General features: G+C 68.6%; 17 protein-coding genes. 9 read left to right on the forward strand and 8 right to left on the reverse strand.

What is annotated here, in order from left to right; all coding sequences use genetic code 11:
- Positions 1-208 precede the first annotated feature (208 nt).
- Positions 209-772, reverse strand: coding sequence for a putative glycolipid-binding domain-containing protein (locus tag M2282_RS24835; protein WP_280811435.1), 564 nt, complete (start codon positions 770-772; stop codon positions 209-211).
- A gap of 95 nt (positions 773-867) precedes the next feature.
- On the opposite strand from M2282_RS24835, the gene M2282_RS24840 reads away from it, so the two are divergent.
- From M2282_RS24840 to M2282_RS24860, 5 genes are all read left to right on the forward strand, one after another.
- Positions 868-1383: a C4-dicarboxylate ABC transporter substrate-binding protein gene (locus tag M2282_RS24840; RefSeq protein ID WP_280811436.1), complete on the forward strand. Its 516-nt coding sequence runs from the start codon at positions 868-870 to the stop codon at positions 1381-1383.
- Positions 1384-2886: a TRAP transporter large permease subunit gene (locus M2282_RS24845; protein ID WP_280811437.1), complete on the forward strand. Its 1503-nt coding sequence runs from the start codon at positions 1384-1386 to the stop codon at positions 2884-2886.
- A 30-nt stretch (positions 2887-2916) separates the two neighbouring features.
- Entirely contained in the window at positions 2917-3531 is a 615-nt protein-coding gene (locus tag M2282_RS24850) for a YiiX family permuted papain-like enzyme (RefSeq protein WP_280811438.1), read from the forward strand.
- Positions 3532-3637: 106 nt separating this feature from the next.
- A complete protein-coding gene (locus M2282_RS24855; RefSeq protein ID WP_280811496.1) occupies positions 3638-4825 on the forward strand; it encodes a Y-family DNA polymerase in 1188 nt (395 codons plus the stop codon).
- Between the two features lie 4 nt (positions 4826-4829).
- On the forward strand, positions 4830-5510 hold the full coding sequence (locus M2282_RS24860; RefSeq protein ID WP_280811439.1) for a TIGR02117 family protein: 681 nt from the start codon (positions 4830-4832) through the stop codon (positions 5508-5510).
- A 12-nt stretch (positions 5511-5522) separates the two neighbouring features.
- Here M2282_RS24860 and M2282_RS24865 read toward each other — a convergent pair whose 3' ends face one another.
- Entirely contained in the window at positions 5523-6803 is a 1281-nt protein-coding gene (locus M2282_RS24865; RefSeq protein ID WP_280811440.1) for an aspartate carbamoyltransferase, read from the reverse strand.
- Positions 6804-6890: 87 nt separating this feature from the next.
- Positions 6891-7946 carry a purine-nucleoside phosphorylase gene (locus tag M2282_RS24870; RefSeq protein WP_280811441.1) on the reverse strand — a complete coding sequence of 352 codons (1056 nt, stop codon included), beginning with the start codon at positions 7944-7946 and terminating at the stop codon, positions 6891-6893.
- A 112-nt stretch (positions 7947-8058) separates the two neighbouring features.
- On the opposite strand from M2282_RS24870, the gene M2282_RS24875 reads away from it, so the two are divergent.
- Positions 8059-9333 carry a DNA topoisomerase IB gene (locus M2282_RS24875; RefSeq protein ID WP_280811442.1) on the forward strand — a complete coding sequence of 425 codons (1275 nt, stop codon included), beginning with the start codon at positions 8059-8061 and terminating at the stop codon, positions 9331-9333.
- Here M2282_RS24875 and M2282_RS24880 read toward each other — a convergent pair.
- The 5 genes from M2282_RS24880 to M2282_RS24900 form a co-directional block, all read right to left on the reverse strand.
- The gene (locus M2282_RS24880; RefSeq protein WP_280811443.1) at positions 9279-9956 is read right to left on the reverse strand and encodes a hypothetical protein; all 678 of its coding nucleotides are present in this window, start codon (positions 9954-9956) and stop codon (positions 9279-9281) included. The genes M2282_RS24875 and M2282_RS24880 overlap by 55 nt on opposite strands.
- A gap of 157 nt (positions 9957-10113) precedes the next feature.
- Positions 10114-10293 carry a DUF3606 domain-containing protein gene (locus tag M2282_RS24885; RefSeq protein ID WP_280811444.1) on the reverse strand — a complete coding sequence of 60 codons (180 nt, stop codon included), beginning with the start codon at positions 10291-10293 and terminating at the stop codon, positions 10114-10116.
- Between the two features lie 126 nt (positions 10294-10419).
- Positions 10420-11916, reverse strand: a complete 1497-nt coding sequence (locus M2282_RS24890) for a class I adenylate-forming enzyme family protein (protein ID WP_280811445.1) — start codon at positions 11914-11916, stop codon at positions 10420-10422.
- Between the two features lie 3 nt (positions 11917-11919).
- On the reverse strand, positions 11920-12912 hold the full coding sequence (locus M2282_RS24895; protein WP_280811446.1) for a Bug family tripartite tricarboxylate transporter substrate binding protein: 993 nt from the start codon (positions 12910-12912) through the stop codon (positions 11920-11922).
- A 44-nt stretch (positions 12913-12956) separates the two neighbouring features.
- Entirely contained in the window at positions 12957-15275 is a 2319-nt protein-coding gene (locus M2282_RS24900) for an acyl-CoA dehydrogenase (protein ID WP_280811447.1), read from the reverse strand.
- Positions 15276-15381: 106 nt separating this feature from the next.
- Between M2282_RS24900 and M2282_RS24905 the strand changes: the two genes are divergently transcribed.
- The 3 genes from M2282_RS24905 to M2282_RS24915 are packed head-to-tail and all read left to right on the forward strand — an operon-like array spanning position 15382 to position 18710.
- Positions 15382-16164 (forward strand): citryl-CoA lyase, encoded by a 783-nt coding sequence (locus tag M2282_RS24905; protein ID WP_280811448.1) that lies wholly within the window; start codon positions 15382-15384, stop codon positions 16162-16164.
- A 6-nt stretch (positions 16165-16170) separates the two neighbouring features.
- Positions 16171-17334 (forward strand): acyl-CoA dehydrogenase family protein, encoded by a 1164-nt coding sequence (locus M2282_RS24910; protein WP_280811449.1) that lies wholly within the window; start codon positions 16171-16173, stop codon positions 17332-17334.
- A gap of 14 nt (positions 17335-17348) precedes the next feature.
- On the forward strand, positions 17349-18710 hold the full coding sequence (locus M2282_RS24915; protein ID WP_280811450.1) for an MmgE/PrpD family protein: 1362 nt from the start codon (positions 17349-17351) through the stop codon (positions 18708-18710).
- The last annotated feature ends 190 nt before the right edge of the window (positions 18711-18900 follow it).

The following is an 18900-nucleotide window of genomic DNA, read 5'->3' on the forward strand; positions in this document are numbered from 1 at the left end:
CTGCACCGTTGCAAACAATGGTCAACCAGGGCTCAAGCGTGCAACGGGCTCAGCGAGGTGTGAAAAATTTGGGGCGCCGGGCTCAACAACGCCCGGCTCCAGCGCGATGCGTGACTCGCTGCTGCGCACCCGGTGGCACTGCGAATGGCAGGCGTCTGGCCCAAGGAAGGGTGCGCCGCGGCACCTCTATCCGCTACCGCCTGGGTTGCTAGCTTTCGGCAACCCAGAGCCGCGGATAGTCGCTCACGAAACCATCCTGCGTGACCTTCAACACCGCCTCGTAGTCGAAGCGCTTCGCCACATAGCCGTACTCGTTTTCGCTGCGGCGCTCGTAGCGCTGCATCAATTCGCTCAGCACGCCGCCGCCATCGACGTCCACCCACGCGGCCGGCGCGTCGGCCGACTCGCCCAGCGAGAGATTGAGCCGCCGCAGTTGCAGCAGGTTGGTCGCGGGCGTGAACCCCAGGTCGAGGTCCACGCAGTGCGACAGGTCGGGCACGGCCTCGTCGTTGAGCTTCCAGTGGCCATGCGCATCGCGCGCGATCGACAGCTCGATGGCCGAGTCGCCGAGCCAGCCGCGCACCATGCCCCACTGCGTGTGCCAGTGCAGGTCGCAGCGCACGCGGTAGTGCAGCTGGGCGATGCGGCCGTCCTCCTGCCGGAACACCGCGGCGCCGTCGAGTTGCCAGGCCGAGGCATTGCGTTCGAGCCGGCATGCGTCGTGGCCCGGCGCATCGAGCCTGCGCCAGAGGATGGAGGCGACGGTTTGCATGGCGCGGATGATGGCACCGGCATGCTGCGGTGCGCAAGCCCGGCCATCGGGCGCCGCAGGTGGCGGTCAGGTTCAGGGGCTACGGTCGGCGAGGCATGACGCCACCGGCAGAACCCACTGAAGCGCCCCACCCGCCGCCCACGCTGCGCGTGCTCGACCTGATCGACCGCGCCGCGATGCCGCTGGCCATTGCCATCGCGCTGCTGCTCTTCGTGCAATGGCCGCTGCGCGACCTGGTGGCTTCGGGCCACGGGCCGACACAGGCCAACGACCTCGCGCAATGGCTGTTCTCGCTCTACGTTGCTGTGGCGCTGCGGCATGCGGGGCGCCGGGGCGCGCACCTCGTGGCACGGCCCGACCTGGCCGACGGCAGCACGGGCCGTTTCGCGCGGCTGCGTCGCATGGGCGCGGGGCTGTGCGTGCTGCCGTGGGCGCTGTTCCTGATCGTGACGGCCGCGGTGCCGGTGGGGCGCTCGGTGCTGGCGCTGGAGCTGTTTCCCGACACCTTCAACGCGGGCTATTTCATGATCAAGGTCGCGCTGCTTTTGCTCGCCGTGCTGCTGGCGGTGCAGAGCGCGCTCGACCTGTGGCGCGAGTGCCGGGCCACGTAGATGGGCTGGCTCGGACTCGCCCTGCTCGCGCTGGCCCTGGCGCTGATGATGACCACCGGCTGGTCCACCTATGCCGTGCTGCTGGGCGTGTGCACGATCGGCGCCCTCATCGGCCTGGCGCTCGGCGCTTTCGACACGGCCCTGCTGCAGAACCTCCCGTGGCGCATCGTCGGCCTGCTGGAGCACGACCTCCTGCAGGCACTGGCGCTCTATGCGCTGGTGGGCGCGCTGCTCAACCGGCTGGCGCTGGCCGAGCACCTGTACAACGGCCTGCGAAAGGCGCTGATGCACATCGTGCCGCGCGCCGCGCCGGAGCTGGCCAGCATGGTGCTCGGCCTGATGCTCGCGCCGATGAACGGCTCGGTCGGCGCCAGCCTGCTCACGCTGGCACGCACTGCGGGCAAGGGCTGGGCACACGAGCAACTGCCCGCCGCGCAACGCACCGCGCTCGTGGCCGTGACCAGCACGCTGGGCGTGATCGTGCCGCCCTCGCTCGTGTTGCTTTTGCTCGGCGATGCAATGCTGCGGGCCCACACCGAGGGCGTGAACATGGCGCGCGAGCTGGCCCTGTCCGCCGGCACCACGTCTGCCGGTGCAGCCAATCGCATCGTCAACACGCAGGACATCCTGCAGGCCGCACTGGTACCTGCGGCAGCGCTCACGGTCGGCTGGCTCGTGATCGCATGGCTTGGGACGCGGCGCAAGCCGCAGCCATCACCGCATGTGGAGCGGGAGGCCATGAGCCGCCGCGAGTTGTGGACGCTGCTGACCGTGCCGCTGGTGATAGCCACGCTGCTGGTGCTGGTCACGCTCGGCAAGGTGCGCGCGGTCGAAGGCGCGGCCTCCGCCTGCGTGATGCTGCTCGGCTGGGGGCTCGCGTCGCGCCAGCTCACGCGCCCGGTGCTGTGGCAGGTGCTCGACGACGCGATGGCGCTCACCGGCGCGCTGTATGCGCTGCTGGTGGCGGCCACCACTTTCTCGCTGCTGCTGCGCGGCTTCGGCACCGACGGGCTGGTCGCGCGGCTGATGCTGTCGCTGCAGGGCCATCCGATGCTCGGCCTGATGGCAGTGCTCGCGGTGCTGCTGGCCTTCGCCTTCGTGCTCGACGCCTTCGAGCTGATCTTTTTGATCGTGCCCATCGTGATGCCGCCCGTGCTCGCGCAGCTCGACGATGCGGCCTGGATCGCCACGCTGACGCTGCTGGTGCTGCAGGCGGGCTTCCTGCTGCCGCCCTTCGGCTATGCGCTGGTGCTCGCGCGCGGGCAGGTCGCGCCGCGTCCGCCGGTGGCGGCTGTTGCACGCGCACTGGCCCCCTACCTGGCCATGCTCGTGGCCGTGACCGCGCTGGTGATGGCGCTCCCGGCCACCACGCGCTGGCTGCGCACCTCGCCCACCACGCTCGCGCCCGACAAGCCGATGAGCGAAGAAGCGCTGGACCGGTTGATGCGCGAAATGGCCCCGCCCGATACGAGCGACACCACGCCCGCGCCCGAAGAAAAATAGCCGCAGGCCGTGTCGCACAATGCGCGGCATATGACGAAGCTCCCCACCGCAATCGCGCTGCTGCTTTGCGCTCTCTCCTTCAACGCCAGCCACGCAGCGGCCACGCTGAAAGACGGCGACATCATCTTCCACACCTCCCGCTCGGCCCAGAGCGTGGCCGTGCAGCGCGCCACCGGCTCCCGCTACAGCCACATGGGCATCGTGCTGCTGCGGGACGGCAAGCCCTACGTGTTCGAAGCGGTCGCTACCGTGCGCTACACGCCGCTCGCGCAATGGACTGCGCGCGGCAACGGCGGGCACTACGTGGCCAAGCGCCTGCGCGATGCCGACACGCTGCTGACACCCGCCGCCGTGGCCCGCCTGCATGCCCGCACCGCCGACTTCGCTGGCCGCCCCTACGACCTGACCTTCGAATGGTCGGACGGGCGCATCTACTGTTCGGAACTCGTGTGGAAGCTCTATCAACGCGCGCTGGGCGTGCGCATCGGCGAGCTGCAGAAGATCCGCGCGTTCAACCTCGCCGACCCGGCCGTGCGCGCCAAGATGCGCGAGCGCTACGGCGACAAGGTGCCGATGGACGAACCGGTGATCTCGCCGGTGGCGATGTTCGATTCGCCCTTGCTTGTGACCGTCGAAAACCGCTGAACCGGTGCCCCTCGGCGGGCGCAACCCTTCCGGCCGCGAGACAATCGTTTCCGTGAGTTCCCCGCCCCCTTCTATAGGCCCCATCCGCCGCATCGCCCACCTCGACATGGACGCCTTCTATGCGTCGGTCGAGCTGCTGCGCTATCCGCAGCTCAAGGGCCTGCCCGTGGTGATCGGCGGCGGGCGCCGCAGCGTCGACGAAGCCATCCGCAACCTGCCCGAGGGCGGCACGCTGGCCGACATTCCGGTCGAGGCCTTCCCGCGGCTGAAGGACTACGCGGGCCGCGGCGTGATCACCACCGCCACCTACCCCGCGCGCCAGTTCGGCATCGGCTCGGCCATGGGCCTCATGAAGGCCGCCAAGTTGTGCCCGCAGGCGCTGATCCTGCCGGTCGATTTCGACGAATACCGGCGCTTCTCGCGCGCCTTCAAGCAGGTGATCCTGGACATCGCACCGCTCATGGAAGACCGCGGCGTCGACGAGGTGTACATCGACTTCACCGACGTGCCCGGCGGCCAGCGCGACGGCGGGCGCTCGCTCGCGCGGCTGATCCAGAAATCCATCCTCGATGCCACCGGCCTCACCTGCTCGATCGGCGTGGCGCCCAACAAGCTCATCGCCAAGATGGCGAGCGAGTTCAACAAGCCCAACGGCATTTCCGTCGTCTACGAAGGCGACCTGGAAAGCCGCATCTGGCCGCTGCCGTGCCGCAAGGTGAACGGCATCGGCCCCAAGGCCGACGAGAAGTTGAAGCGCTTCGGCATCGAGACGGTGGGCCAGCTCGCGGCGCGCGATCGCGACTGGCTGATGCAGAACTTCGGCAAGGCCACCGGCGCCTGGATGCACGAGGTGTCCTGGGGCCGCGACGACCGGCCGGTGGTGACCGAGAGCGAACCCGTCTCGATGAGCCGCGAGACCACCTTCGACCGCGACCTGCACGCGGTGCGTGACCGCGCCGAGCTGGGCGCGATCTTCACGCACCTGTGCGAGAAGCTGGCCGAAGACCTGCAGCGCAAGGGCTACGTGGGCAAGACCATCGGCATCAAGCTGCGCTACGACGACTTCAGGATCGCCACGCGCGACCAGACCATCGACCGCTTCACCGACGACGGCAAGACCATCCGGCAGGTCGGCGGGCAGTGCCTCAAGCGCGTGCCGCTGGAGCGGCCGCTGCGCCTGCTGGGCGTGCGCGTGGGCGCGCTGGCAAAGGCGGGCAGCGCCGAGGCGCTGGCGCCCACCGGCGCGGCCCGCTCGGCCACGGAGCCGGCCGCGACCACCGCGTCGCTGTTCTGACCCGATGATCGAACGCTGGCTCCGGCGCATCGCCTTCACGCTGCTGGGGCTGGTGCTTGGGGCGGCTCTGTATGTGGCCGTGGCCTGTGCGCTGATGTTCTGGCCGGCAAATGCGAAACCGCCGGCCGACTTGCCCGCCGTGCAGGCCTGGGTGCTGAGCAACGGCGTGCACACCGACCTCGTGTTTCCGATCCGCTCGGCCACCGTCGATTGGCAACAGCTCTTTCCACTCGCCGACTTCAAGGCGGTGCCGCCCGATGCCGAGTTCATCGCCATCGGCTGGGGCGACCGCGAGTTCTACCTTCACACGCCCACCTGGGCCGACCTCACCGCCCGGCGCGCCTTCGGCGCGCTCGCGGGCGGCAACCGGGCGCTGATGCATGTGAGCTACCTGCAGCGCGCGCAACTGCGGCGTGGCGCCTACAAACTGCCGCTCTCGCAAGCGCAGTACGCGCAACTCGCCGACCATGTGCGCGCCTCGCTGCCTTCAGGCCGCGCCACGCCGATTGCCGGCGCGCACTACAGCAACGACGACGCCTTCTACGAAGCCGAAGGCGGCTACAACCTCTTCGAGACCTGCAACACCTGGACAGGCAGGGGCCTGCGGCATGCGGGCGTCACCGCGAGCCGCTGGACGCCGTTCGACTTCAACGTGGTGTGGCACCTGCAACCCGCAACGCCCTGAAGCTTGCCGGCGTCAGTCCAGCCCGTCGAAATCCGCATCGTCGGGGCCGATGTGCGCGGGCGAGCGCCAGCCCGCATCGCGCATCGAGCGCGCCACCTGGTGCTCCACGCCCATCAGCACCGCGAACAGCGCCATGCGCACCGGGATGCCGTTGTCGGTCTGCCGGAAGATCGCCAGCCGCGGGTCGTGGTTGAGGTCGATGCTCAGGTCGTTCGCATCAGGGCGCCCATCGCGCGGCAGCGGATGCATGAGGATGGTGTCGGGCTTGCAGAGCGCGTCCACCAGCGCCTTGCGGATCTGGAACTCGGGCGTGTAGCCCTCGATCTCCTCGCCCGCGAAGCGTTCCTTCTGGATGCGGGTGGCATAGACCACGTCCGCGCCGCGCAGGCCCTCTTCGAGCGACTGGGTCTGCTCGATCACATGGCCATTGCGCGCCACCAGGTCCAGCAGGTAGGCCGGCATCTCCAGCGACGGCGGCGCGATCAGCGTGAACTTGAGCCCGCGGTAGAGCGACAGCAGCCGGATCAGCGAGTGCACCGTGCGGCCGTACTTCAGGTCGCCGACCATCGCCACATGCGTGCCATCGACCAGCTTGCCCATGCGCGAGAACTCGCGCTGGATGGTGTACAGGTCGAGGACGGCCTGGCTCGGATGCTCGCCCGGCCCGTCGCCGGCATTGATGACCGGGATGTTGGTGGCCCGCGCGAACTCGGCCACCGAGCCCTGCTCCGGGTGGCGCACCACCAGCGCATCGACGTAGCCGCTCATCACGCGGCTGGTGTCATAGATCGACTCGCCCTTGGCCATCGACGAGAAGGTGAACCCTGTGGTGTCGCACACCGTGCCGCCCAGCCGGCAGAAAGCCGCGCCGAAGCTCACGCGGGTGCGGGTGCTGGCCTCGAAGAAGAGGCTGCCGAGCACCGCGCCTTCGAGCACGCGTGTGACCTTCTGGCGCCGCGCGATGGGCTGCATGACGTCGGCGACCTGGAACAGGGCCTCGAGGCTGTCGCGATCGAACTGCGCGACCGACAGCAGGTGCGGCCGTCCTTCGGCCGCGATGCGCTGCCCGAGCGGGCGGTCGTCCGCGCCAGCGGTGGCCTGCGCCTCGCGCTGGAGGATTTCGGCGACGAACTTGCCCACCATTTCCGGCATGGCGCGCGACTCGCCGGAGTCGGCCGGCAGCAGCCAGGTGTCGAGTGCCCGGCGGCGGATGCCCAAGCGCTCGGAGAACGCGTCGCGGGTGAGATTGAGGCGGCGCATGGCGTCGCGCAGGATGTCTTGTTGTTGGCTCATGGGCCGAGAATATACGCTATGCGTTCAAATTTCCCTTTTGAATTTGCTCATTGCGTATATTTTTGCCTCGAAGACAGTCGGTCGCAGTCAGGGCTTCGGCACGCCGCCCTGCCACTGCGGCCAGTTCGCCACGATGTGATCGACCACGCGCGTGCCCACGAGCGCAATGTTCTCCACCGTCTCTGCAAAGCCGCCCGCCGTTTCGCCCGGTGCCGGGTCCAGGTGCTGCAGCGTGCTTTCCTTCGGGTTGCCCTGGTCGAAGTTGACCGCGCCGCGCAAGCTCATCACGCGGTCGGTGCCATGGGTGCGCTTGATTACCAGGGTGATGGCGGCGGCCTCCATCTCGGTGATGACGTAGTCGTCCGCGCCGTAGAGCTTCGCGATGTACTGCGCCTGCTTCGACATGCCCGGACCGTGGAAGAAGGTATCGCCGGTCATGTGGGTGCCCGTGCCGACGAAGGGCGCGCGGCGCGCCGCGGCGTCGGGGTAGCGCAGGCGGTACTTGCGGGCCGACTCCGAATCCTTCAGCGGCGTGTCGGCCGAGAGCTTCATGGCCCAGCCGACGAGATCAGGGTTGAGCTTGAAGCGGCGGTAGTCCTCATAGCCCTTGCGCGGCATGAAGGTCGGCTCGCCGGCCTTGTTCTCCTCGGGCGCCCAGCGGTGGCCGAGGTCGTAGTCCACGAGCCAGGTGGCCCAGCTCACTTCGCCGATGGTGCCGCGCGCGGGCGGCGTGCCGGCCACGCCCGAGATCACGTAGTAGGCCTGCGAGAAATCGAACTGCGGGTTCAGCAGGATGGCCTGCATCGACGACGACGAATTCACCTTGCCCATGCCGAGCACCGCGCCGCACACGCCGTCGGCGTTGCAATACACGGGTTGCAGCGCACCCGGCACGGCCATGGGCTTGGCGCCCTTCCAGTAACGCTCGTACCAGTGCTGGAACTCGCCGGCGCGGTCGCCGGTGTTCTGGCCGATCTCGAACATGGCGGCGACGAACACCTTGACCTTGATGGGCGCTACCGATGCAGTCGACGCATTCGGTAGCGGCGAAGTGGACGCACAGGCCGTGGCGAGCAGCGCCGCGGCGCACAACGCCGACCAGCGGGCGGCGGCACGGGACAGTAAAGACCGATGAGAAGACATGATTTCGTGCGGAGATAAGTGGAAGAGAGAAGGCGCCAACAGCTTGCGGCGTCCTACACCGCAAGATTCTCGGCGCTGGCACAAGCGTATGCATCTTCCAGACGCAAACCCCATGCCGGCCTCCACCTCGCCCATCGCCAAGCCACCCGCCAAGGTGCCCTCGAAACCCACGCCCATCGCCAACGGCCTGGTCTATGTGAATCCCGACATGCCCGGCATCTCGCGCCTGAAGCACGGCGAGCGCTTCCGCTACCGCGACGCCAAGGGCCGCTGGCTGCGCGACGTGGACGAGCTCTCCCGCATCCGCATGCTCGCCATTCCGCCGGCCTACACGCAGGTGTGGATCTGCCCGCTGCCCAACGGCCACCTGCAGGCCACCGGCATCGACGCGCGCGGGCGCAAGCAATACCGCTATCACTCCGACTGGCGTGTGATGAAGGATGAAACCAAGTTCGAGCGGATGGAGGCCTTCGCGCGCGCGCTGCCGCGCATTCGCGCCCGGGTGGCGCGCGACCTGGAACCGGAAAAGGGACAAAAGGTGCCCGGCCGCCGCCAGGTGCTGGCCGCGCTGGTGCGCCTGCTCGACACCACGCTGCTGCGCGTGGGCAACGAGGCGTACGCGAGCACCAACGGCTCCTTCGGCCTCACCACCCTGCGCAACCGGCACGCGGCCGTGCAGGGCACCGCGCTGCGGCTGCACTTCAAGGGCAAGAGCGGCGTGATGCACGAAGCGAAGCTCGAGGACCCGCGCGTGGCGAAGGTGGTGCGCCAGTGCCAGCAGCTGCCGGGCCAGGCGCTCTTCCAGTACGCCGACGAAGAGGGCGAGCTGCGCGGCGTTTCGTCCACCGACGTCAACGACTACATCGCCGAAGCCGCCGGATCAGCCGACGACGCGCAGGCCGAACGCTTCACCGCCAAGGACTTCCGCACCTGGCATGGCACCGTGCAGGCGCTGGAACTCACCCGGCTGGCCTGCGAGCCGGGCCGTACCGCTGTCGACGGGAGCCGCTACAGCGCCAAGGACATCCTCGCGGCCGTGGCCAGGCAGTTGGGCAACACGCCGGCTGTCTGCAAGAAGGCTTACGTGCACCCTGCGGTGCTGGCGCTGGGCAGCGCACTCGCGAACGACGACGAAGACGCGGCCAGCGCACTGTTCGAGAAGATCGCAGGCCGCGGCACGGCCAAGCCCTCGCGCGGCTTGTACGCGGCCGAGCGGCGGCTGATCGCGTTCCTGCGGACGCACCGGCAGGCGCAGGCGCGCGAACGACGCGTCGCAGGGCGGCAGGCCAACCGGCAGGCCAACGCACCGCGCGCCGGCACGCGGCGTGGATCTCAGCCGGTCGCGAGTGCGAAGCGCACGCTGTCGCCTTCCAGCGCCACGGCGTAGCCCATGTCTTCGGCCAGGTTCTGGAGCGCGACGGCATCGATCGCCAGCGCACGCGGCGCGCGGTGCGCATCCAGCACCGGGTTCACGCCTTCCGCTTCGCGCGGCAGGGCGACCAGGCGCAGCGCATCGGCGCCATCCGGCTCGATGCGGATCGTGCCGGCTTCGGCCCCGCCATCGTTCAGATAGCCCAGCGCACCCAGGAACAGGTAGCGCAGTGCCGCCGCCGCGGGCCAGCGGGGTTCTTCTTCCAGCGGATCGAGCGAGGCATCGACATCGAGCATCACGCCGTGCAGGTCGAAGGCCGCGCGCATCAGGCCCACGCATTGCGCGACGAGTGCGCTGCGGGTGATGCCGTCGTCGGCGGTGGCCAGTTCCCAGTCGCGCAGCGAGCGGATGGCTTCCACCAGCTCCGACACCTGGTTGTCGATGAGGGCCACCCGCTCTTCGCAGGCAGCGGGGTCGATGGGATTGGCTGCCACCTGGCGCTTGAGCATAAGGAGCGCCATGCGCACCACCGAAACGGGGGCCGCCATGTCGTGGCGCAAGGCGGGCAAGGCGCGCGTGAGGAGTTCATGGCGCACGCCGGCGGCGATCCAGCTGCGCGCTCCGGGCGATGACTTCATTGCGCTGCAACCCAGGTGGGGATGCAGCCCTTGTGGCAGGGGGCGGCAGAAGACACGATCACGGGGAAAATCCTGTAGCGAAGAACAAGGCAAGAAGTATCGTGCCCGCCTTCGCGCCCCGATGTAGGAGCCTGCCTACGGCCTCGCCCCCCGAGGCTCAGGGTTTTCCGAGGTAGGTGCGGATGTCCTTGACCTCCACGCCGGCGGCAGCGACGGCCGAGCGCAATTGCTGCTCGGTCACGCCCAGCGTCTGCGTCCAGTAGCGGACCTCGTGGGACTCGTTGACGTTGATGCGGGCTGCATCCTGCGGCCCGCGCTTGCTCAGATCATCGGCCATGGTGTGGTTCCTGTGCTGTGGTGGTTTGTTGCGAACCACCACGATGCAGCGCCCGCTAGCGAGGGGCTGGAGGACGGCAGCGCACCTCCTTGCAGGATAAGTCCGAGGGCTCCCTCGAGGACTTCTTCAGGGCTGCCGGGCCCGCGCCTGCAGTTCCCGCTTGAGGAGCTTGCCGTTGACGGTGGTGGGCATGGCGTCGATCACCTCGATGCGGGCCGGCCGCTTATAGGGCGACAGGTGCTCGGCCAGATGCGCGCGCAGCGCGGCCTCGTCGAGCGAGGCGCCGGGCTTCATCTCGGCGAAGGCGACGATCTGCTCGTTGCCGTCGGCCTCCGGCACGCCGACCACGGCGCACAGGTGCACGCCGTCGAAGCGGCCGATCACCGCCTCGATCTCGGCCGGGTACACGTTGAAGCCCGAACGGATGATCATTTCCTTCAGCCGCCCCACCACGAAGAGCGCACCGTCGTCGCCGAAGCGCCCGAGGTCGCCGGTGGCGTACCAGCCGCCGGGGCGCATCACCTGCGCAGTCGCGGCGGCATCGCGGAAGTAGCCGAGCATGAGGCCGGGCCCGCGCAGCCAGATCTCGCCCGTCTCACCCGCCGGCACGTCGCGGCCATCGCTGCCCACGATGCGCGCCTCGCCGCCCTCGACCGCATGGCCGGCCGCCGTGTCCGCACGCGGCGCTTCGACCCGCGTGAGGAACACCGAGCCCGCGTACTCCGACAGGCCGTAGCCATAGTGCAGCGGCTGGCCGAACAGGCGCTCGACGCGCTGCTTGAGCCCGAGGTCCAGCGGCGCGGAGCCGGTGTAGACGTAGCGCAGCTGCGGAAAGCGCGGCGCCACGCGCTCGGCCTCGATGTGCGCCAGCAGCCGCGCATACATCGTGGGCGGCCCCAGCAGGTTCGACACCTGTTCGTTGGCGAGCGCGTCCAGCACATCGGCCGGCGAGAAACTGCCGCGCAGCACCAGCGATGCGCCGCCCGTGAGCGCGGCCATCAGCACCGTGCCGATGCCGAAGATGTGCGTCATCGGCAGGAAGGCGTAGACGCGATCGCGCCCGCCGAGCGAACGCACCGCTGCCGACACGCGCCCGAAATGCAGCAGCCCCCGGTGCGACACCATCACGCCCTTCGGCGTGCCCGAGGTGCCGGAAGTGAAGATGATCGCGGCCGTGTCGGCCAGCGCCGCGTCGGGCTCCGGCCGCGCTTCGGCACGTGCAGCGGCGTACATCACGCCCGGCAGCCGGCCAGGCGCTGCCGCCGCGCGCTCCGCATGCACCCGTGCGGCCGCCGACGAGCCGGCCGTGAAGCAACACAGCCGCGCATCCGCACGCTCGACGATGGCCGCGATCTCGCCCGGCGACATGCGCGCATTCACGCCGCACGACCACGCACCGACGCGGCTGCATGCCATCAGCAGCGCGATGTGGGGGGCGCAGTTCTCGGCGACGAGCACCACGCGGTCGGTCGGGCGCACGCCGGCGTCCAGCAGGTCTTGCGTGGCCGTGTCGGCCATCGCCTGCAGCGCCGCGTAGGTAGTGGTGCCGTCGGGTTCGAAAAGGAAGACCCTGTCCGGCGTGCGGATCGCGCGTTCTTCCAGCAGGCTGTGAATGCGGTGCATCGGCTATTCCGCCTCGATGCCCTTGGACGCCGTCGCCCAGAGCTTGCGGTCGGACTGCCCCTTGGTCGCCAGCAGCTCGGCCCCGCCCGACCACACGTCGTAGCCCTGCTCGCGCAGGCGGCTCGCGATGTCCTCGCGCGCCAGCATCTTGTACGCCGCCGCATTGATGCGCGCGACCAGCGCCGGGTCCATGCGCGCCGGACCGTAGAGGCCGAACCAGCCGCCCACGTCGTAGTCGGCCACGCCCGATTCGATCATCGTCGGCACGTCGGGCAGCATGCGGTTGCGCTGCCGCGAGGTGACGGCCAGCGCGCGCAGGCGCCCCGACTGGATGAAGGGCCGCGAGGTCGCGATGATGTCGAACATCATCGGCACCGTGCCCGCCATCACGTCGGCAAGCGCGGGCGCGCTGCCCTTGTAGGGCACGTGCGTGAGCTGCACGCCGGTCACTTTCTCCAGCAGCGCGCCGCACAGGTGGTTGGAGGCGCCGATGCCCGCCGATCCGTAGAACAGCTTGCCCGGCTGCGCCTTCGCATAGGCCAGTAGCTCGGCGACGTTGCGCACCGGCAGGTCCTTGTTGACCACGAGGACGTTGGTGTAGTCCACCAGCGGTGCGATGGGCGTGAGATCCTTCATCGGGTCGAAGGGCATCTTGCGCTGCACGTTCGGGTTGATGGTGATGGTCGGGCTCGCGCCGAAGAAGAGCATGGCGCCGTCGGGCGCTGCCTTGGCGACGACATCGCCGCCGAGCGAGCCGCTCGCGCCGGGGCGGTTGTCCACGATCACCTGCGTGCCGAGCTCCTGGCCCAGCGCAGGCGCGAGCAGGCGCGCGGCGCCGTCGACCGGCCCGCCGGCGGAATAACCGACGACGAGCTTGATGAGCGATGGCAGCGGCTGCTGCTGTTGCGCGAAGACGCGCGCGGGCAGCATGGACAGCAATGCGCTGCCCGCCAGCGCGGCCACGGCATGGCGCCGGGTGAGTTCTAGGGATTCCATGAGCGTTGTCTCCTGATGTGTATTTCTTTTGGCGCTCGCACCATTCAGGCCGGCAAGTCCAGAACTTGCCGCGCGAGGATGTTGCGCTGTATCTCATTGGTGCCGCCGTAGATCATTGCGGCCGTCGAGCCGATGAGCGGAGACAGCACATTGAAGGTCTGCCCGTCGAGCACCTGGTCCCCCGCGACCGCGCCCTGCTCTTCGCCGGCCTCGACCAGCAGCGCACCGATGCGGTGGTAGGTCTCGCTCGCCCAGATCTTCAGCAGCGACACCGATGCGGGCAGCGGCTTGCCCGCGCGCACGATGTTGGCGAAGCTGGTGTAGGCGGCGGTCAGGTCGGCCACGTCGAGCCGGAGTGCCGCGAAGCGCTGCGCGAACACGGGCTCCGCGAACAGTCGCCGCGCCTCTGCGAGCCGCGCAAGCTGGCCCAGCGCGTACTGCGACTGCTTGGGGCTGCCGAGGAAGATGCGCTCGAAACCCAGCAGCGCCTTCGCGATCGTCCAGCCGCCATGCAGCTTGCCCACAAGGTTCTCGGCCGGCACGCGAACGTTGTCGAAGAACACCTCGCAGAATTCGGGCTCGCCGGCCAGCGTGTGGATCGGCCGCACCGTGACGCCCGGCGTGCGCAGGTCGCACAGGAGGAAGCTGATGCCCTCTTGCTTCCGCGCGTCCTTGTCGGTGCGCACGAGCATGAAGATGTGGTTGGCGTCCTGCGCGAGCGTGGTCCAGATCTTCTGGCCGTTGACGATGAAGTGATCGCCCTCCGCATCGCGCCCCGCGATGGCCTCGGTGCGCAGGCCCGCGAGGTCGGAGCCGGCAACGGGCTCCGAATAGCCCTGGCACCACACGTTCTCGCCACTCAGGATGCGCGGCAGAAAGCGCTGCTGCTGCTCCGGCGTGCCGTGCTGGATGAGCAGCGGCCCGATCATCACGATGCCCTGGTCGGGCGCGCGCGCCACGCCGTATTGCTCCAGTTCCTCGATCCACGCGATGAGCTTGTCGGCCGGCAGGCCCATGCCGCCATGCGCCTCGGGCCAGGCCGGGGCGATCCAGCCCTGCGCGGACAGCGTGAGATACCAGTCGCGCATCTCGCTCCATCGCGCGCGGTGCGAGAGATAGCGCAGTTCCTGCGGATAGCGCTGCTGCAGGAAGCCGCGCACCATGCGGCGGAACTCGGCCTCGGGCATGGCGGACCAGTCGGCGGTGCGGGGGAATTCACCGGTCCATGCGGTGGTGCCTGTCGTTGCTTCGCTTTCGCCTGCGAGCAAGCCATGTCGATGCTGATGCGCAGTGACGTTGCCCAGCCACGCCGAGAGGCACAGCACGCGCTTGTAGAACAGGCTCAGGTCGCATTCCTGCGTGTAGCCGATGGCACCGTGCAATTGCACGGAGGTGCGCGAGGCCTGCAGCGCGGCCGCCGTGCAGCGCGCGTTGGCTCGGCTCGCCTCGGCTTCGAGCCTCTCCGTGGAAATCTCTTGCGCGGCCAGCGCGATCACTTCGTTCAGCGTCGCATGCGCCAGCTCCAGGTGGATGAACATGTCGACGCAGCGGTGCTGCAGGGCCTGGAAGCTGCCGATGGGCTTTCCGAACTGCGAGCGGGTGCGCAGGTAGGCCAGCGTCTGGGCGAGCATCGCCTGCCCTGCGCCCAGCAGTTCGGCCGCCTGCAGGATCTGGCCGGCCGCGAGCGCACCGCGCAGCGCGTCCTGCGCGGCGGGCCCTTCGGCCAGCACCGCATCGGGCGGCAACACGACCTGTTCGAAGCGCAGGCTCGACGCCTGCCCGCCATCGACCAGGGGCACCACGGTTTCGCTCACGCCTTCGGTGCCGCGCGGCACCCAGAGGATCACCGCATCGTCATCGCCGCGCGCCGACACCAGCCAGCCGCTGGCGGCCGCACCGGGCAGCACCATGAGTTTTTCGCCCTGCAGCAGCACGTTGCCGGCGCGCCTTTCGCAACCGCAGGCAAGCGGCACTGCACTCAGATCACCGGCGCTCTCCTGCCACGCCAGTGCGGGCAGGCTGCGGCCTGCGATCAGGTCAGAGAGCAATACACGAGCGGCGGCCGTATCCAGGCGCGCCAGCAGCAACGCGCTGAGGCCGGCCACGGCCAGCAGCGGCTCGGGCGCCGCATGCTCGCCAGCGGCGCGAAGGATTTCTGCAGCGCCATCGAGTTCCAGCCCGAGGCCGCCCGCGGATTCGGGTGCCAGCATGCCCGTCCAGCCCAGCTCCGCGAGCGCGCTCCAGCCCTGCGCTTCGCGGGCATCGGGCTGCTCCAGCAACGCACGCCGCCTTTGCGTGGCGCGGCTGCGCACGAAGTAGTCGAGCGCCGCTTCGCGCATTGCCGAGAGTGATTCGATGTCCATGGCCGCAGCGTGGCAGAAGACCGCGGCGGGCGGCATTTGCATTTGCCGAAGGGAGGGTTTCGCAATCACGGAGCCACCTCGCGCGAGACAGGACTAGTCTAGGCACATGACCAAGATCAAGAAATCCCTGCACACCGAGCTGGGCCACAGCACCCCCGACAGGATCACCGTGCGCGGGCGCGACCTGCCCTCGGAAATTCTCGGCCACCTGAACCTCGGCGACATGGCCTTCCTGGAGCTCACGGGGCGCATTCCGACGCCGCAGGAGTCCATCACCTTCAATGCCATCGTCGTGACGCTGGTCGAGCATGGCGTGACGCCGAGCGCGCTGGCTGCACGCCTTACCTACGCAGGCGCACCCGAAGCGTTGCAGGCGGCAGTGGCCGCGGGCCTGTGCGGTCTGGGCACGGTGTTCGTCGGCAGCACCGAAGGCGCCGCGAAGATGCTGTACGAGGCCATTCCCTTCGGCGAGAAGCCGAACCGTCCCCTCGCCGACATCGCGAAGGACATCGTGGCCGACCACCGTGCGCGCAAGCAGATCGTGCCCGGCCTGGGCCATCCGCTGCACAAGCCCATCGATCCGCGCACGCCGCGCCTGTTCCAGATCGCGGCGGAAAACGGCCTCTCCACCCACTATGTCGCGCTGATGCAGGCGGTGCAGGGCGAAGCCGAGCGCGTCTCGGGCAAGTCGCTGCCGATCAATGCCACCGGCGCCATCGGCGCGATCGCCGCCGAGTTCGGGTTCCCCTGGAAGATCATCCGCGGCATCGGCGTGATGGCGCGCGCCATCGGCCTGGTGGGCCACATCCTGGAGGAGATCGACGACCCGATGGCCATCGAGATCTGGCAACGCGTAGAGAAGGAAGCCGGCGGCCCCCGCCAGGATTGAACGACGATGAACAACGCCAACGACTCCCAGTTCCCTGACATCCGCGACGCGGTGCGCGACCTGTGCGCGCAGTTCCCCAACGAGTACTTCCGCAAGATCGACGAGGCCCGCGGCTACCCCGCCGAATTCGTCGATGCGCTCACCAAGGCCGGCTGGATGGCAGCGCTGATTCCGCAGGAGTACGGCGGCTCGGGCCTGGGCCTCACCGAAGCCTCGGTGATCATGGAAGAGATCAACCGCTGCGGCGGCAACTCCGGCGCCTGCCACGGCCAGATGTACAACATGGGCACGCTGCTGCGCCATGGCAGCGAAGCGCAGAAGCGAGAGTACCTGCCGCGCATCGCCACCGGCGAGCTGCGTCTGCAGTCGATGGGCGTGACCGAGCCCAGCACGGGCACCGACACCACCAAGATCAAGACCACCGCGGTGAAGAAGGGCGACCGCTACGTCATCAACGGCCAGAAGGTGTGGATCTCGCGCATCCAGCACTCGGACCTGATGATCCTGCTCGCGCGCACCACGCCGCTCGCGGATGTGAAGAAGAAATCCGAGGGCATGTCGATCTTCATCGTCGATTTGCGCGAGGCCATCGGGAAGGGCATGACGGTGCGGCCGATCCTCAACATGGTCAACCACGAGACTAACGAACTGTTCTTCGAGAACCTCGAGATCCCGGCCGAGAACCTGATCGGCGTGGAAGGCCAGGGCTTCAAGTACATCCTGGACGGCCTCAACGCCGAGCGCACGCTGATCGCGGCCGAATGCATCGGCGATGGCTACTGGTTCATCGACAAGGTGACGGCGTACACGAAGGAGCGCGTCGTCTTCGGCCGGCCCATCGGCCAGAACCAGGGCGTGCAGTTCCCGATTGCCGAGGCGTTCATCGAGATCGAAGCAGCCAACCTCATGCGCTACGAAGCCTGCCGCCTGTTCGATGCGCACCAGCCCTGCGGCGCGCAGGCCAACATGGCGAAGTACCTCGCGGCCAAGGCGAGCTGGGAGGCGGCCAATGCGTGCCTTCAGTTCCACGGCGGCTTCGGCTTCGCCTGCGAATACGACATCGAACGCAAGTTCCGCGAGACGCGGCTCTACCAGGTCGCGCCGATCTCGACCAATCTCATCCTGAGCTACGTGGCCGAACACATGCTCGGCCTTCCACGCTCGTTCTGAAGGGACCCGCCCTCATGACCGATTCGAACCACCCCAGCAAGGTGCTCGCCTCCTTCGCCGCCGACCTGAAGTTCGCGGCCATTCCCGCCCCCGTGCTGCGCCGCACCGAAGACCTGATCCTCGACTGGCTGGGCTCGGTGCTCGCGGCCCGCACCGCGCGACCGATACGCAGCATCGAGCGCTTCGCGCAGATGATGGGGCCCGCCGATGGGCCGAGTGAAATACTGACTTCGCGCTGCACCAGCTCGCCGCTGTTCGCCACGCTTGTGAATGCCGCGGCCTCGCACTTTGTGGAACAAGACGATGTGCACAACGGCTCGGTGTTTCATCCGGCGGCCGTGGTCATCGCGCCCGCACTTGCTGTGGCGCAGAGCATCGGCGCGAGCGGCGCGCAACTGCTGACCGCCGTGGTTGCCGGCTACGAGGTCGGCATCCGTGTCGGCGAGTTCCTGGGGCGCTCGCACTACAAGACTTTCCACACTACCGCGACGGCGGGCACGATCGCGGCCGCTGCGGCAGTCGGCCGTCTGCTCGACCTCACGCCGCAACAGATGCTGCACGCCTTCGGTTCGGCCGGAACGCAATCGGCCGGTGTGTGGGAGTTCCTGCGCGATGCGGCCGATTCCAAGCAGCTGCATTGCGCGCACGCCGCGGCGAGTGGCTTGATGTCGGCCTACCTCGCACAGGATGGCTTCACCGGTGCGGCAAAAATCCTCGAAGGCGCGCAGGGCCTGGGCGTCGGCATGTCGAGCGACGCCGATCCGGCGAAGCTCACTGACGGTCTCGGCACTCGCTGGGCTCTGGCGGAAACCTCCTTCAAGTACCACGCTTCCTGCCGCCATACCCACCCCGCCGCGGACGCGCTGCTGGATGTGATGACGAAGAACAAGCTCAAGCACAGCGACATTGCCAGCGTGACCACGCATGTGCACCAGGGCGCCATCGACGTGCTGGGCCGAGTGGCTGTGCCCGCGACGGTGCACCAGGGCAAGTTCTCGATGGGCACGGTGCTCGGCCTGATCGCAGTGCACGGCCGCGCAGGCCTGGGCGAATTCGACCGCGACTTTCTAGCCCCCGAGGTCGCCGGCTTCCGCGACAAGGTGACGATGCAACTCGACACCGAAGTCGACACCGCCTACCCCGCCCGCTGGATCGGCAAGGTCAGCGTCGAGACCGCCGACGGCCGCACGCTGCAGGGCCGCGTCGACGAGCCCAAGGGCGACCCCGGGAACACCCTGAGCCGCGAGGAAATCGAAGACAAGATGCAGCGCCTCGCGCACTACGGCGAAGGCGCCACCACAGAAGAAGCCAACGCCATGTGCCAACGCATCTGGCAACTCGCCACCACACCCCAAGTGGGCCGCTGGCTCCCCTGACGACAGCTTCAAAACCCAAACGAGCCCGGTCTGCGGTGCGGCGCAGCCGGCCCCTCTGCGCCGCCGAGGAGCGCAGCGTTTCGCGGATCAGGGCTTGCAGCTGTTTGAGCCGAAGGCGAGTTCTGCAAGACCCCGCGAAACGCGAGCACCGCAGGGAAGCCCGAAGGGCCGGCACAGTGGGGCCGGCTGC

It is taken from the genome of Variovorax boronicumulans, from assembly GCF_029892485.1.
GTDB classification, from domain to species: Bacteria; Pseudomonadota; Gammaproteobacteria; order Burkholderiales; family Burkholderiaceae_C; genus Variovorax; species Variovorax boronicumulans_B.